The organism is Arthrobacter sp. NPDC080073 (assembly GCF_040686575.1).
Taxonomy (GTDB): Bacteria; Actinomycetota; Actinomycetes; order Actinomycetales; family Micrococcaceae; genus Arthrobacter.
In genome coordinates, this window is record NZ_JBFBKR010000021.1 from 17467 (window position 1) to 31704 (window position 14238).

At 65.0% G+C, this 14238-nt stretch carries 12 protein-coding genes; 8 read left to right on the forward strand and 4 right to left on the reverse strand.

Going from position 1 to position 14238, the window contains the following annotated elements; genetic code table 11:
* Positions 1-10: 10 nt before the first annotated feature.
* The 3 genes from AB0O52_RS19205 to AB0O52_RS19215 all read right to left on the reverse strand — a co-directional run bounded on the left by AB0O52_RS19205 (position 11) and on the right by AB0O52_RS19215 (position 3244).
* The gene (locus AB0O52_RS19205; protein WP_364540962.1) at positions 11-652 is read right to left on the reverse strand and encodes a hypothetical protein; all 642 of its coding nucleotides are present in this window, start codon (positions 650-652) and stop codon (positions 11-13) included.
* Positions 653-758: 106 nt separating this feature from the next.
* Entirely contained in the window at positions 759-2360 is a 1602-nt protein-coding gene (locus AB0O52_RS19210) for a DUF349 domain-containing protein (RefSeq protein WP_364540965.1), read from the reverse strand.
* A 65-nt stretch (positions 2361-2425) separates the two neighbouring features.
* On the reverse strand, positions 2426-3244 hold the full coding sequence (locus AB0O52_RS19215) for a peptidylprolyl isomerase (protein WP_364540968.1): 819 nt from the start codon (positions 3242-3244) through the stop codon (positions 2426-2428).
* A 210-nt stretch (positions 3245-3454) separates the two neighbouring features.
* Here AB0O52_RS19215 and hisS point away from each other — a divergent pair, with 210 nt between their 5' ends.
* The 3 genes from hisS (at position 3455) to AB0O52_RS19230 (ending at position 7572) form a co-directional block, all read left to right on the forward strand.
* A complete protein-coding gene (gene hisS, locus AB0O52_RS19220; RefSeq protein ID WP_364540971.1) occupies positions 3455-4813 on the forward strand; it encodes a histidine--tRNA ligase in 1359 nt (452 codons plus the stop codon).
* A gap of 105 nt (positions 4814-4918) precedes the next feature.
* Positions 4919-6703, forward strand: a complete 1785-nt coding sequence (gene aspS / locus AB0O52_RS19225; protein WP_364540973.1) for an aspartate--tRNA ligase — start codon at positions 4919-4921, stop codon at positions 6701-6703.
* Positions 6704-6801: 98 nt separating this feature from the next.
* Positions 6802-7572, forward strand: a complete 771-nt coding sequence (locus AB0O52_RS19230; RefSeq protein WP_364540976.1) for a GNAT family N-acetyltransferase — start codon at positions 6802-6804, stop codon at positions 7570-7572.
* Positions 7573-7629: 57 nt separating this feature from the next.
* Here AB0O52_RS19230 and AB0O52_RS19235 read toward each other — a convergent pair whose 3' ends face one another.
* Positions 7630-8316 (reverse strand): acVLRF1 family peptidyl-tRNA hydrolase, encoded by a 687-nt coding sequence (locus AB0O52_RS19235; RefSeq protein WP_364540979.1) that lies wholly within the window; start codon positions 8314-8316, stop codon positions 7630-7632.
* Positions 8317-8357: 41 nt separating this feature from the next.
* Between AB0O52_RS19235 and AB0O52_RS19240 the strand changes: the two genes are divergently transcribed.
* The 5 genes from AB0O52_RS19240 to alaS all read left to right on the forward strand — a co-directional run bounded on the left by AB0O52_RS19240 (position 8358) and on the right by alaS (position 14236).
* Complete coding sequence (locus AB0O52_RS19240) at positions 8358-9830, forward strand: replication-associated recombination protein A (protein WP_364540982.1); 1473 nt, start codon at positions 8358-8360, stop codon at positions 9828-9830.
* 170 nt (positions 9831-10000) lie between these two features.
* Positions 10001-10621 (forward strand): 30S ribosomal protein S4, encoded by a 621-nt coding sequence (gene rpsD / locus AB0O52_RS19245; protein WP_028267147.1) that lies wholly within the window; start codon positions 10001-10003, stop codon positions 10619-10621.
* Positions 10622-10769: 148 nt separating this feature from the next.
* Positions 10770-11144: a DUF948 domain-containing protein gene (locus AB0O52_RS19250; protein WP_284982255.1), complete on the forward strand. Its 375-nt coding sequence runs from the start codon at positions 10770-10772 to the stop codon at positions 11142-11144.
* A gap of 57 nt (positions 11145-11201) precedes the next feature.
* Positions 11202-11414, forward strand: a complete 213-nt coding sequence (locus AB0O52_RS19255) for a hypothetical protein (RefSeq protein ID WP_364541068.1) — start codon at positions 11202-11204, stop codon at positions 11412-11414.
* Positions 11415-11557: 143 nt separating this feature from the next.
* On the forward strand, positions 11558-14236 hold the full coding sequence (gene alaS / locus AB0O52_RS19260) for an alanine--tRNA ligase (RefSeq protein ID WP_364540986.1): 2679 nt from the start codon (positions 11558-11560) through the stop codon (positions 14234-14236).
* Positions 14237-14238: the final 2 nt, after the last annotated feature.

Below are 14238 nucleotides of genomic sequence, written 5' to 3' on the forward strand. Positions count from 1 at the left end.
CTGCGGCACCTCACGCGGCCGCCTCGGGCGGCACAGCATCGGCCTGCGGCGAGTCGGCGGTCAGAGCCAGCGCTGCGAGCTTGCGCAAAGCTGCCTTCTTGTGGGGCACCCTCGCGGACGCCTCGACCGCGAGTGTCAAGAGCCGCAGCCGGACACCCAACTCATCGTGGGACAGCATCATTCGCAGCGCGGGCACGGCCCTGTCAGCTTCGACGTGAAGCGCCACATCCACGGCCGTCCGGAGCGGACTGGTCACGAGCAGCCCGCCGATGCTGACCACGTCCAATTGGCCCAGCCGGACTTCGTGCAGAATGCACCCTCGGGCCGAACGCAGGCTCGATATACGGTGTTTGGCGTCCACCAGGAGCGAAAGCCTCTCCGGGGGATCTGCGCAACCGTAGATCCAGGCCGTCATGCGGCCCGCAATGACCTTCCTGCGAATGCGATCCGGAACCACCAGGGCGGCCGCGCGGGCGCGGAGCCGAGGCGTGACGTCCAGCCCGGGAGGAGTGAAGCTCCGCTCGTAGAGCGGCGTGAGCACCCCGTCCGCCGCCATCGATTGAAGCTCGGCCCACGTGAACATCGGGCTAGGCGCGTACAGCTCCTGGGAAGGGAAGTCCTGTTGTTGCGGGGGCGGGAATCCTGGGGCCATTCAGCAATCATTGCGTGGCCGTCGCAACGGGAACAGGCCCCGTCCCGGTTATGTGGATAACCGGGACGGAGCCTGTCAGCTCGGGTAGTACTGTCAGCCCCTACTGCTAGGCGAGATCACTCGCCGAGCGCTGGATCTGGTCGAGCCATGCCTCGCGGGCTTCCAGGGCCTCGCGGGCATTCTTGATGCGGCGCTGGTCTCCGGCCTTTTCGGCCTTTTCCAGGTCTTCCCTCAAGCCGGCGATGGCCGCCTCGAGCTGCGACAGGGCGCTGTTGGTGCGGGCCTTGGTCTCCGGGTTGCTCCGGCGCCACTTGTCCTCTTCGGCTTCGCGTACCGCGTCCTCAACCTTGCGCAGGCCGGCTTCGATCCTGCCCATGTCGGCGCGGGGGACCTTTCCGGCTTCTTCCCAGCGGTCACGGATCGACTGCAGGGCCTTCTTGGCAGCGTTGAGGTCCGTGATCGGCAGCAGGGCCTGGGCCTCGGCAATGAGAGCTTCCTTGACGGCAAGGTTCTGTGTGTACTGCTGGTCGATTTCATCGTTGGCAGCCTGGCGGTTGCTGAAGAAGACGTCCTGCGCGGCACGGAACCGGAGCCAGAGGGCGTCGTCGTCCTTGCGGCTGGCGCGGGGCGTAGCCTTCCACTGATCCATGAGCCGGCGGTATTCGCCCGCCGCGAAACCCCAGTCCGTGGAGCTGGACAGGGCTTCGGCCTCGAGGATCAGCTGTTCCTTGGCGACCTTCGCGGCCGAGTTGGTGCTGTCCAACTGGGAGAAGTAGGCACGGCGGTGACGGTCGAAGATCGTACGGGCCGAGCGGAACCGCTTCCACAGGGCGTCCTCGTTGCTCCGTCCGAGCCGGATGCCGTTCTTCTGGGCTGTCTTCCAGCTCTCGAAGAGTTCGTTCATGCGGGCGCTGGACGTCTTCCACTGGACCTGGGACGGATCCTGGGAAGCGATGGATTCGGCTTCGGCAACGATCGCCTCGCGTGCCGCGAGCTCCGCGGAGCGGGCAGCGTCGTGCGCGGCCTTCTCGGACTTCTCCAATTCGGAAATCTGTCCGGCCAAGGCGTCGAGACGGGCTTCCGCCGCGCGGATATCGCCGACCATGTTGCGCTCGGCCAGCTGCTCGCGCAAGTGCTCGACCGTCTTCTGCATGTCCGTGGCCGGGGCCTTTGACTCCACGCGGTGTTCCATCAAAACGATCTGCGCGACCACGTCGTCGTATTTCCGGGCAAAGTATGCCAGCGCCTCGTCGGTGCTCACGCCGGGGTACTGTCCCACCGGCTGCTCTTCGCCGTCGATGGTCAGGAAGACGTGGCCGTCACCCTCGGCTCGCCCCCACTTGGCAGCTTCAGCCAGGGACACAGCCGTAGGCTGGGCTGCCGGCGCGGCTGGAATCACGCTGGCCGCGGCCTTCGGGCGGGCAGCGAACGCAGCGGGAGAAGGTGCATGCGGGGAGGCCGGACGTGGCGCCGGAGAAGCAGGCTTGGGTGCGGGCTCGGCCGCGTCGGCCGGTGCGGGCTTTTCCGCCTCGGCTACCGGGGCAGCCGGCTCTTCAGTGGCAGCGGCGGGCTCAGTCTCGTCGGCAACCGGGGCAGCCGGCTCTGCCGGGGCAGCTGCCTCGACGCCGCTTTGCTCAGCTGCGGAAGCCTGGATTTGTTCGTCGTTGGCCACTACTGCAGTTTCGTCGGATTTCTGACTGTCTGTCACCGCTAAAAGTCTTTCGCTTGGAGGGATTACTCAGGTAATGCGCCGTGGACCGCGGCCCGGGCTAGTTACTTCAGAGAAAACGAGTCTATCGTGACAGCTGCCACAGGGGAGCCGTCGGTGGCGCTGCTACCCGGATTAATACCTGCTTGGGCAATCTTCGTCACGACATCCATGCCGTTCGTCACCTTGCCGACGATCGTGTACCCGCCCGCAGAATCCGGGGGGATGACCGTGTCCTTGTACACGATGAAGAATTGGTGGCCGTTGCCGTAGGCGTTGTTGCCGGTCCTCGCAACGGCGATGGTTCCGGCCGGGTACGTGTTGTTGGCCGGGGTGTTCTCCAGCGGTCCCCAATGGAAGTTGGGGTCATCGGTGGTGTCCGTCCCCTTGGCTCCGCATTGCAGCACCGAGAAGTTGTCGGCGGTGGTCAGTCGAGGGCATTTGAGCCCGCTGTAATAGCTCGCGTCAGTGAGGGATTTGAACACGGCTGCGGCCTGGGGAGCTGCTGTGCCATCGAGTTCGACGCCGATTGCCCCTCCATTGAGGCTGAGTTGGCCGGTGAACGTCTTACCTGCGGCTGTGGAGGCGTTGGGAATGCCGGCACTGTTCGAGCCTGTCGCTGCGGGGGAAGCGGATGGTTTCGCAGAGGCCGACGGCGAACTCAGCCCCGCCTGCGCCGCTGCGAACTCCGATTCGCTCGGGTTCGAGTTGAACACCGTGAGTTGGAGCACGACGGCGGCAACCAGGGCGGCGGCGCCCACACTGACGGCGATCACATTGTCCCGGCGGCGGCGCTTGCCCTGTGCACGCCGAAGCTCGCGCTTGGCTTCCATCTGCCTGATGCGCCGTTTGGCTTCACGGTTGTCCCGCGGCCTTGTAGACAAGGGTCCTCCTGGTTGTCTGGACAAGCTTCCATCGCAAGCAAGCCAAACCCCGATGCCTGCATTAGATGTGCAGGCTTCCGAAAGCATAAACTGGCTGCCGCACATAGTTTATGCATGACTGGCTGGACACCCGCCTAACCTGAGCCCAATCGGCCCGTGGTTCGTGGACCCAGGTCCGGCCCGCGCAATCATTGAGGAGAAATTTCCACCATGGCCCGTACCGCCTCCCTGTCCGGATTCCCCGAGTGGCTTCCCCAGGAGCGGTTGGTGGAACTGCATGTGCTGGACACTTTGCGCAAGACGTTCGAACTCCATGGCTTCTCTTCGATCGAGACCCGCGCTGTGGAAACAGTCGGCCAACTTCTGCGCAAGGGCGAGATCGACAAAGAGGTGTACGGTCTGAGCCGCCTGCAGGAAGACGAGGACGCCTCCGGCAGCGAAAACGGAAAGTCGGACAAGGCTGATCCCAACGCCTTGGCCCTCCACTTCGACCTCACCGTGCCGTTTGCCCGCTACGTCGTCGAGAACGCCGGCTACCTGGCCTTCCCGTTCCGTCGCTACCAGATCCAGAAGGTGTGGCGGGGGGAGCGGCCCCAGGAAGGCCGCGCCCGCGAATTCACCCAGGCTGACATCGACGTCGTGGGCGACGGCGAGCTGCCTTTCCGGTACGACGTCGAGATTGCGCTCGTCATTGCGGAAGCGCTGAGCGCCCTTCCCATCCCGGACTTCCGCTTGCGGATCAACAACCGCAAGCTGGCCGAGGGCTTCTACCGCGGCATCGGCCTCACGGACACTGCAGGCGTGCTTCGCAGCATCGACAAGCTCGAGAAGATCGGCGAAGCGAAAGTTGCAGAATTGCTCAGGACCGAGCTTGGCGCCACGGATGATCAGGCGGCACTTGCCTTGAAGCTCGCAGGCATCCGCACCGAGGACACGTCCTTCGTGGCGCAGGTGCGCGCCCTCGGTGTCTCGGACGAGCTTCTTGAAGAGGGCCTCAGCGAGCTCGAACAAGTCATCGAGGCTGCCGTGCAGCGTGCCCCTGGCAAGGTTGTTGCCGACCTCAGCATCGCCCGCGGCCTCGACTACTACACCGGCACCGTCGTCGAAACCGTCCTGGTAGGGCACGAGCAACTCGGTTCCATCTGCTCCGGAGGCCGGTACGACGCCCTCGCCAGCAAGGGCAACCGCAAGTTCCCCGGCGTCGGGCTGTCGATCGGCGTGACCCGCCTCGTCTCCCGCATCTTGAGCCAGGAATTCGCGACGGCGTCGCGCACGGTGCCCACGGTAGTGCTTGTGGCCCTGAACAACGACGACAGTTGGTCCGCCGCCCAGGACGTCGCGGCCCAGCTGCGCGGGCGGGGGATCGCAACCGAGGTTGCGGCGAAGGCCGAGAAGTTCGGCAAGCAGATCAAGTTCGCTGACCGCCGCGGCATCCCGTTCGTCTGGTTCACGGACGACGACGGCAAGCACCAGGTGAAGGACATCCGCACAGGAGAACAAGTCGACGCGGATCCGGCGAGCTGGGAGCCGTCACCGGAGGATCTCCACGTCCGCATCACCACGCGCTAGGCACGGACCGCCGCCTCGTGGCGGCCACGCTTCAAGCTTGCGGGTAAACTCGAACGGGATCGTTTATAGCCATGATCCGCTGAAAATCATGTTGAAAGGAATGCTGTGCTGCGCACACATGACCTCGGATCCTTGCGTTCCGAGCACATTGGACAGACCGTCACCCTGGCAGGCTGGGTAGCCCGCCGGCGAGATCACGGTGGCGTAGCCTTCGTCGATCTGCGTGACGCGTCCGGTGTCGCCCAGGTGGTTGTCCGCGAGGAAGAGGTCTTCCACGGCCTGCGCAATGAATACGTGCTGCAGATCGTAGGCACCGTAAGCAAGCGTCCCGAAGGCAACGAAAACCCGCACCTCGCCACCGGTGAGATCGAGGTCATTGCCGAGAAAGTCGTGATCCTCAACACCTCGGATCCCCTGCCGTTCCAGATCGACGAGCACGTGGAGGTCGGCGAGGAAGCGCGCCTCAAGCACCGCTACCTTGACCTGCGCCGTCCCGGCCCCGCCCGGAACCTGCGGCTGCGTTCCGAGGCGAACCGCGTGGCCCGCGAATTGCTCCACCAGCAGGGTTACGTCGAGATCGAGACTCCAACGCTGACGCGCTCGACGCCGGAAGGCGCCCGGGACTTTGTTGTTCCGGCGCGTTTGGCCCCGGGTTCCTGGTACGCGCTTCCGCAGTCGCCGCAGCTTTTCAAGCAGCTGCTCCAGGTTGGCGGTTTCGAAAAGTACTACCAGATCGCCCGTTGCTACCGCGACGAAGACTTCCGTGCGGACCGCCAGCCGGAATTCACCCAGCTCGACATCGAAGCCAGCTTCGTCGACCAGGACGACGTCATTGCGCTCGGCGAAGGCATCGTCAAGGCGCTGTGGCAGCTGATCGACGTCGAAATCCCGACGCCGATCCGCCGCATGACGTACCACGAGGCCATGGCCAAGTACGGTTCCGACAAGCCGGACCTGCGCTTCGGCCTGGAACTCACTGAATTGACCGAGTTCTTCAAGGACACGAACTTCGGAGTCTTCAAGGCGCCCTACGTGGGCGCCGTCGTCATGCCCGGCGGAGCCTCGCAGGCCCGCCGCGCGCTGGACGCCTGGCAGGAGTGGGCCAAGCAGCGTGGCGCCAAGGGCCTCGCCTACGTGCTGTTCAAGGAAGACGGCGAGCTCACGGGTCCCGTTGCCAAGAACCTCACGGACACCGAGCGTGCCGGCCTGGCCGACGCGGTGGGCGCCAAGCCCGGCGACTGCATCTTCTTCGCCGCCGGCGAGAAATCTCCGTCCCGCGCACTGCTGGGCGCCGCCCGCGTCGAGATCGGCCACCGCACCGGCCTCATCGATCCCAAGGACTGGGCTTTTGTCTGGATCGTGGACGCGCCGATGTTCGAACCCGCAGCAGCAGCGGTCGCCTCAGGTGACGTCGCGGTGGGTGGCGGACAGTGGACGGCCCTGCACCACGCCTTCACCTCCCCGAAGCCGGAGTTCCTCGACTCCTTCGACAAGGACCCGGAATCGGCCCTGTCCTACGCCTACGACATCGTATGCAACGGCAACGAAATCGGCGGCGGATCCATCCGTATCCACGAGGCCGATGTCCAGGAGCGCGTTTTCGAACTCATGGGCCTGGACAAGGAAGACGCGCAGACCAAGTTCGGCTTCCTCCTTGAGGGATTCAAGTACGGCGCACCTCCCCACGGCGGTATGGCCTTCGGTTGGGACCGCGTGGTGGCCTTGCTGGCCGGCGTGGACTCGATCCGCGACGTCATCGCTTTCCCGAAGTCGGGCGGCGGTTATGACCCCCTGACCGCTGCTCCTGCGCCCATCACGGCGCAGCAGCGCAAGGAAGCCGGCGTCGACTTCAAGCCTGAGGCCAAAGCGCAGGCAGCCAAGTCAGAGTAGCTTGAAACCTTAGTAGTAGCCGAAGGCCTCCGCAATTGCGGGGGCCTTGGGCGTCGCACGGCGGCGACTGATTTTGAGGAGGACGCGTGGCGCAGGAAATGAGCCTTGCATTGATTGAGGAGCTGATGGACCGGGCGTGGCCCGCCCCGGACCGTGAGGACAGCGGGGGATGGGTCATGCGTGCCGCCAATGGTGTCACCCAGCGGGCAAACTCGGTGTGGCCGCGGGAACAGGCGCGTGACGACGGGTCGGCAATACGAGCGGCCACGCAGTGGTACCGCTCCCGACGCCTGCCGCTGATCGTCCAGGTTTTCGACGACGAACGGAGCACGGGCCTCAACGCGGTGCTTGATGCGCAGCGATTCACCCGGCAGTCGGAGACCCTCATCATGGTCCGCCCTGGCGGCGCTCTTTCCGGTGCCCCGAGCGACGGCTGGCCGAACGACGTCGAGATCTCCGAAGAGCCTTCCGAAGAGTGGCTCCGGCTCTGGTGGTCGGTGGACGGTCGCGGGGGAGACGCCGAGCTGGAGATTGCGCGGAAGATCCTCGTGTCGTGCCCCTCGGTCTATGCCCTCGTCAGGGACGACGACCGCGTCCCGGCCGCCGTCGGGCGCCTAGCCCTGGTGGACGGTAAGGGAGGCATCTACTGCATGGCAACCGCGCCCGGACACCGTCGGCAGGGCTTCGGGCGACGGGTGCTCGACACGCTTCTGGAAGCGGGCAGCGACCGGGGCGTGACCGGGTTCTGGCTCCTGGTGATGGCCTCGAATACCGGCGCCCAGGCCCTGTACGAGGGCGCCGGTTTCGCAGAACACGGCAGGTACCTGTACCGGCAGGCACGGCCCCGGCCGGCGTTGTCGGGCTGCTAGCGGGTCAGGCGCTTTGGAACGCGCAGTCGGGGAAGACAATTTAATATTGGCGCCGCCCTACAACGGATCCCGGACCTCGATCCGCACGGCACAGGCATCTGCCGCAGCCTTGCGAAGCACGGTTGCGTTGGGGTCGCCGACTGCGAGGAACGCGAGCCTTGTCCGCGACGCGTATTCCTTCAACGCTTTTTCTTCCAGGACCGCCGCAGCCAGCGCGGCATCCCCGCCCAGAACGAGATATTCAATACTGTGCCCCGCGAACACGGCGGCGGCATAAGCGGCCACAGCTTCCGTCAGCGCGTTGGCCTGGTTCTCGCGACGACGGGCAAAGCGCTGCTGCGAAGATCCACCTGCCGCCGAGCGTGACTGCACGTAGCGGGAACCCGATTTGGACGCCGACACTTTGCCGCCGCTCACGACCCCCACCGCGTAGCCGCCCCGGCGCACCAGGATGATGCCTAGCCGCCGTTCCTGCGAAGCGAGCGACGCTAGACGCTCAACCGTGGTGGAGCCCTTGCCGGGCCTTCCATCGACAGGCCACGGCGCCTTCAGGAGCGCCCTGGCGCCGTCAGCCGCCCGCAAAAGCGTGCCGTCAGCCGCCCGCAAAAGCGTGCCGCCGTCGTTGGGCTCTTCCTGTACGGTGCCGTGGCTCGCAGCGAAGCGCTCCACCCAGCCGGAGAGCCGCGCACCGGATATGAAGGCGGTACGTTGCTTTTCGTTGGGGCCGGACGGCCGGGTCTCCACGTCGATGTCTCCTTAGCTGGAATCATGAGTAGCCTATCCATGTGGAAGATCTCTTTGGTGCCGACTCGGACAACGACGACGACGCCGGCAGCCAGGCGGCGGATTCGGACCGTTCCAGTGCTGAACGTGCGGGCACAGCACGTCCGGCGTCGCCGCGGAGCCCTTTGGCGGTCCGAATGAGGCCCCGGACCCTCGACGAGGTTGTGGGCCAGCAGCATTTGCTGGGCCAAGGGTCTCCTTTGCGGCAGCTTGCCGCAGGGGCCCAAGCCGCCGGTCCTGCGGGCCCGAGCTCGGTCATCTTGTGGGGACCACCAGGCACGGGCAAGACGACGCTGGCGCACGTCATCGCCCGCGGACCGGGCCGTAAGTTCGTTGAATTGTCCGCCATCACTGCCGGGGTCAAGGATGTCCGTTTGGTCATGGAAAACGCCTTGACCGCGCGGGATCTGTACCGGACCACAACAGTGCTGTTCCTGGATGAGATCCACCGCTTCAACAAGGCCCAACAGGACGCCCTGCTTCCCGGGGTCGAGAAGGGCTGGGTGGTCCTGGTCGCAGCTACCACCGAAAACCCTTCGTTCTCGGTGGTCTCCCCATTGCTTTCCCGATCGCTGCTGCTCACCCTGAAGCCGCTTACCGACAGCGACATCGAAGGGCTTCTCCAACGTGCGGTTGCCGATGCCCGCGGTTTGGCAGGGGGAGTGGAGCTCACCCCGGAAGCCCTTGAGCATTTGGTCCGCTTGTCCGGGGGAGATGCCCGCCGCGCGCTCACGGCGCTCGAGGCCGCTGCCGGCGTCGCCTACGGAGACCGGAACAAGGACGGCGGCGACCCCTCCGAAGAGCCCGGGCTCGCTGGTGACGGGCCTCCCGACGCTCCGGTCGTCGTCGAGCTCCGCCATACGGAACGGGCCCTGGACGCGGCCGCTGTCCGATACGACCGCGCGGGCGACCAGCACTACGACGTCGCCAGTGCGTTCATCAAATCGATCCGGGGTTCCGACGTCGACGCGGCCCTCCATTATCTGGCGCGCATGCTCGAAGCCGGCGAAGATCCCCGCTTCGTTGCCCGCCGGATAGTCATTTCCGCTGCAGAGGACATCGGCATGGCAGATCCGACGGCGCTGCAGACCGCCGTCGCGGCGGCCCAGGCAGTGCAGTTGATCGGGATGCCCGAGGGCCGGATCATCCTCGCCGAAGCCGTGGTGCATCTGGCGACGGCGCCCAAATCCAATGCCGCCTACATGGGCATCAACAAGGCCATCGCCGATGTGCGTGCGGGGATGGGGGTCGGGATTCCGGCGCACTTGAGGGACGCACACTACCAAGGAGCAAAGGGCCTTGGCCACGGCCAAGGCTACAAGTACGCCCACGATGCCCCGCACGGTGTGGCCACCCAGCAATATGCCCCGGATGATCTGGTCGGAAGGGACTACTACGAACCCACGGCAAACGGTGCTGAACGGGAAATTGCTCCCAGGCTCGAGCGGCTGCGCAGGATCATCCGGGGCAAGTAGGCGACATGGTAGGCTAGATGCTTGTCTGGCAAGGCCTGGCGCACAATCCATCAAAAACAAAAGTTTTGGTGCTGTGCCCTGCGCCCCGTAGCAAAAGGCAGCGGTTGGCCGATGCTCTCCCTCATGGAGGCCAGTAACACTGACACACCGCAGATATTGGAAGGACACAAGTGGCTAACAACACTCGTGCTCGCCGTACCGCACGCCTTTCGCGTGCACTCGGCATCGCTCTGACTCCCAAGGCCGCCAAGTACATGGAGCGCCGTCCGTACGGCCCCGGTGAGCATGGCCGTGCCCGCAAGAAGCAGGACTCTGACTACGCTGTACGTCTGCGCGAAAAGCAGCGTCTGCGCGCCCAGTACGGCATCCGCGAAGCCCAGATGACCCGTGCTTTCGAAGAAGCACGGCGCACCAAGGGCCTGACGGGTGAAAACCTGATCGAACTGCTCGAAATGCGTCTCGACGCCCTCGTGCTGCGTGCCGGCTTTGCCCGCACGATCGCCCAGGCCCGCCAGCTGGTTGTGCACCGCCACATCCTCGTTGACGGTATCCGCGTGGACCGCCCGTCGTTCCGCGTTGCCGAAGGCCAGCTCATCCACGTTCACAGCCGTAGCGAAGTCATGGCTCCGTTCCAGGTTGCAGCTGCCGGCGCACACGTTCTGAACGTCGTTCCGGCTTACCTGGACGTCAAGATCGACGCCCTGCAGGCACGCCTGGTTCGTCGCCCGAAGCGCTCCGAGGTCCCCGTGACCTGCGAAGAGCAGCTTGTGGTCGAATTCTACGCTCGCTGATTTCCAGCAAGCACATACAAAGAAGCCCGTGGCACGCGCCGCGGGCTTTTTTGTATGTAAGGTACTTGGGGGAAGCCACGCCGGGTGCCTGTGTAGAACCACATGGCGCACCGGCGGCAACGCAACAAATGCTAGGAGATGAGAGTCCATGACTGGTGGCGATATTGCAGGCCTGATCGCGGCCGGAGTTTTCGCGCTCCTTGTGGTGCTGTTGGCTGTGCCGATCCTCAAACTCGGGCGCGTCTTCGATGAAGTCCGCACCTCCATCCGCTCCTTGAGCGACGGAGCGACGCCGCTCATGGACGAGGTCACTGCGACGGTTTCCACCACAAACCAGCAGCTGAAAAAGGTGGATGGCATCACCTCCAACGTTTCCGATGCCTCCGCCAACATCTCTGCTTTGTCCTCATTGGTGGCCGCAACAGTCGGTTCGCCGCTCATCAAGGTGGCAGCGTTCAGCTATGGAGTACGCACGGCTTTTGCCGCCCGCCGCAAACCGGGCAGTGGCCGCCGCAGCCGCTGAATCCGTTCGTAAGCACGATCGTCGTATGTCAGGAAAACTGTGAAAAGAATCGTCTGGATGGGGATCGGCGTGGCAATCGGAGTCATTGCTTTCCGCAAGATCACCCAAGCACAGGCCGCCATCGGTCCCGAAGGCCTGAACCGTGCCGTAGCGCGACTGGCCGACGGCGTGTACGACTTCGCCGACGCCGTGCGCGCCGGGATGAACGAACGCGAAGTGGACCTCAGGTCCGCGCTCGGCATCGCAGAGCCCGACGCCGGCAGCCGTTAGCCGTTAGTAGCCGCAGTACAAACTCGCCGCGGTTCGCCCAAGCGGCCGTCAACAGGGCAGAATTAGAAGCTGCGGCAATGGCACATGCCAAAACCGCGCACAAACTCATGTGCAGTGAATTGAGAAGGGTAAGTAATCAGCTAATGAAGTCGCAGGAGATCACCAAACGCTGGGTGGACTTTTTTGTCAGCAAGGGCCATACCGCCGTCCCTTCAGCGTCGCTCGTATCCAGCGACCCTTCCCTGCTCTTCACTGTGGCCGGCATGGTTCCCTTCATTCCTTACCTCACCGCCCGCGAGGAGCCGCCCTTCGCCCGCGCCACGAGCGTCCAGAAGTGCATCCGCACCGGTGACATCGAGGAAGTGGGCAAGACCGCCCGCCACGGGACGTTTTTCCAGATGTGCGGAAACTTCTCCTTCGGGGACTACTTCAAGGAAGACGCCATCAAGTTCGCGTTCGAACTGCTCACCAAGAGCGTCGACGACGGCGGCTACGGGCTCGACGTTGAGCGCCTCTGGGTGACCGTCTACGAGGAAGACGACGAAGCCCAGGATCTGTGGCTCAAGAACACCGGCATCCCCGCCTCGCGTATCCAGAGGATGGGCAAGGCGGACAACTACTGGTCCACCGGCCAGCCCGGTCCCGCCGGCCCCTGCTCGGAGATCTACTACGACCGCGGCCCGGCCTATGGCGCCGAAGGCGGTCCCATCGCCGACGAAAACCGTTATGTCGAAATCTGGAACCTCGTGTTCATGCAGTACCAGATCGAGAACGTCCGCTCGAAGGTGGACTTCGACATCGCTGGCGAGCTGCCCAAGAAGAACATCGACACCGGCCTCGGCATGGAGCGCCTCGCGATGATCCTGCAGGGCGTCGAAAACATGTACGAAACGGACCAGGTCCGTCCCGTCATCGACAAGGCCGCAGCCCTGTCTGGCAAGGAGTACACCTCCGCCGAGTCAGCTGAGGACCCGCACCACACGGACGATGTCCGGATGCGCGTCGTTGCCGACCACATCCGTTCGGCCCTCATGCTGATTTCCGACGGCGTGTCCCCGTCCAACGAAGGCCGCGGCTACGTCCTGCGTCGGCTTATCCGCCGTGCCGTCCGCGCCATGCGCCTCCTCGGGGTCGAAGAAGCTTGCCTGCCGCAGTTGCTTCCGGCTTCCCGCGACGCCATGAAGGGCGTCTACCCCGTGGTGGAAACCGACTTCGACCGCATCAGCCGCATCGCCTATGCCGAAGAACGAGCCTTCTTGCGCACCATCGCCTCCGGCACTGCCCGCCTCGAAGAAGCCGTGGTGCTCTCCAAGGCGGCAGGCAAGCCGCTGTCGGGCGAAGATGCCTTCGCTCTGCACGACACCTACGGGTTCCCGATCGACCTCACCCTCGAAATGGCCGAGGAAGCCGGTTTGAAGGTTGACGAAGCTGAATTCCGCAGCCTCATGCTCGAACAGCGTCAGCGTGCCCAGGCCGATGCCAAATCCAAGAAGGGCGGACACGCCGATGTCTCAGCCTTCCAGGAGCTCCTGGCCGAAGGCGAGACCGTCTTCACCGGCTACACGGAGCTGGAAGGGGAGGCCCGTGTCCGCGGCATCGTCAGCTCCGGCCGGCGTGTTGCCCACGCATCCACGGGCGATGAAATCGAGCTCGTGCTCAACGAGACGCCGTTCTACGCCGAAGCCGGTGGCCAGTCCGCAGACAAGGGCCTCATCACCGGTGACGGCTTCGTCGTCGAGGTCCTCGACGTCCAGCGCCCCGTGAAGGGCCTGAGCGTCCACAAGGCAATCGTCCGCGAAGGCGAGATCGCCTCGGACGCTTTGGTGCGCGCCGCCGTCGACCGTGAACGCCGCCACGCCGCAGAGCAGGCCCACACGGGCACGCACATCGTGCACGCCGCCCTGCACCAGATCCTCGGCCCGGAAGCCACCCAGCGTGGCTCCTTCAACAAGCCCGGCTACCTGCGCTTCGACTTCGCCTGGGGCGAGGGATTGAGTGCCGCCACGAAGTCCGAGATCGAGGAGGTCTCGAACATCGCCATCCGCAACAACTTCCGGGTGGAAACCAAGGTGATGGGCCTTGCCGAAGCGAAGGCCCTCGGCGCCATGGCGCTTTTCGGCGAGAACTACGGCAGCGAAGTCCGCGTTGTGGAGATCGACGGCGCGTGGTCCCGCGAACTCTGCGGTGGCACCCATGTGGAGAACACCTCCCTCATCGGAAGCCTGTCACTGCTCGGCGAACAGTCCGTCGGTTCGGGAAACCGCCGCGTGGAAGCCTTCGTCGGCCTTGAGGCCTTCCGGCACCTCGCAGCCGAGCGCGCCTTGGTCACCGAGCTCACGGAAATGCTCAAAGTCCCCTCGGGCCAGCTGGCAGACCGCATCTCCAGCACCTTGGCCAAGCTCAAGGCGACGGAAAAGGAACTCGACCGCCTCCGCAAGGAACAGCTGACGGCAGCCGCTGCGAACCTCGTTGCCACGGCCCGCGATGCCGCAGGCGTCCGGGTAGTGGCGCACGACGCCGGCCAGGTCGGGGGAGCGGACGACCTCCGCAGCCTCGCCATGGACCTGCGCAGCCGGCTCGGCTCCGACGCTTCCACGGTCGCGGTGGCCGGCGTCAGCAACGACCGTCCCGTCATCATCGTGGCCACCAACGAGGCAGCGCGTGAAGCGGGCGTCAAGGCAGGCGCCCTCGTCCGCGTGGCCGCGGGAATCCTCGGCGGCGGCGGTGGCGGCAAGGACGATGTCGCCCAAGGCGGCGGAACCGACGCCGCGAAGATCGCACCGGCCCTTGCGGCCGTTGTGGACGCGATCGCCAAGCGCTGATT

What these genes read in the sequence shown, in the direction of transcription:
- AB0O52_RS19230 (WP_364540976.1), top strand. Translation starts at nt 6,802, where the DNA reads ATGAGCCTTGCATTGATTGAGGAGCTGATGGACCGGGCGTGGCCCGCC.
- AB0O52_RS19255 (WP_364541068.1), top strand. Translation starts at nt 11,202, where the DNA reads ATGGGGATCGGCGTGGCAATCGGAGTCATTGCTTTCCGCAAGATCACC.
- AB0O52_RS19205 (WP_364540962.1), bottom strand. Translation starts at nt 652, where the DNA reads ATGGCCCCAGGATTCCCGCCCCCGCAACAACAGGACTTCCCTTCCCAG.
- AB0O52_RS19250 (WP_284982255.1), top strand. Translation starts at nt 10,770, where the DNA reads ATGACTGGTGGCGATATTGCAGGCCTGATCGCGGCCGGAGTTTTCGCG.
- hisS (WP_364540971.1), top strand. Translation starts at nt 3,455, where the DNA reads ATGGCCCGTACCGCCTCCCTGTCCGGATTCCCCGAGTGGCTTCCCCAG.
- alaS (WP_364540986.1), top strand. Translation starts at nt 11,558, where the DNA reads ATGAAGTCGCAGGAGATCACCAAACGCTGGGTGGACTTTTTTGTCAGC.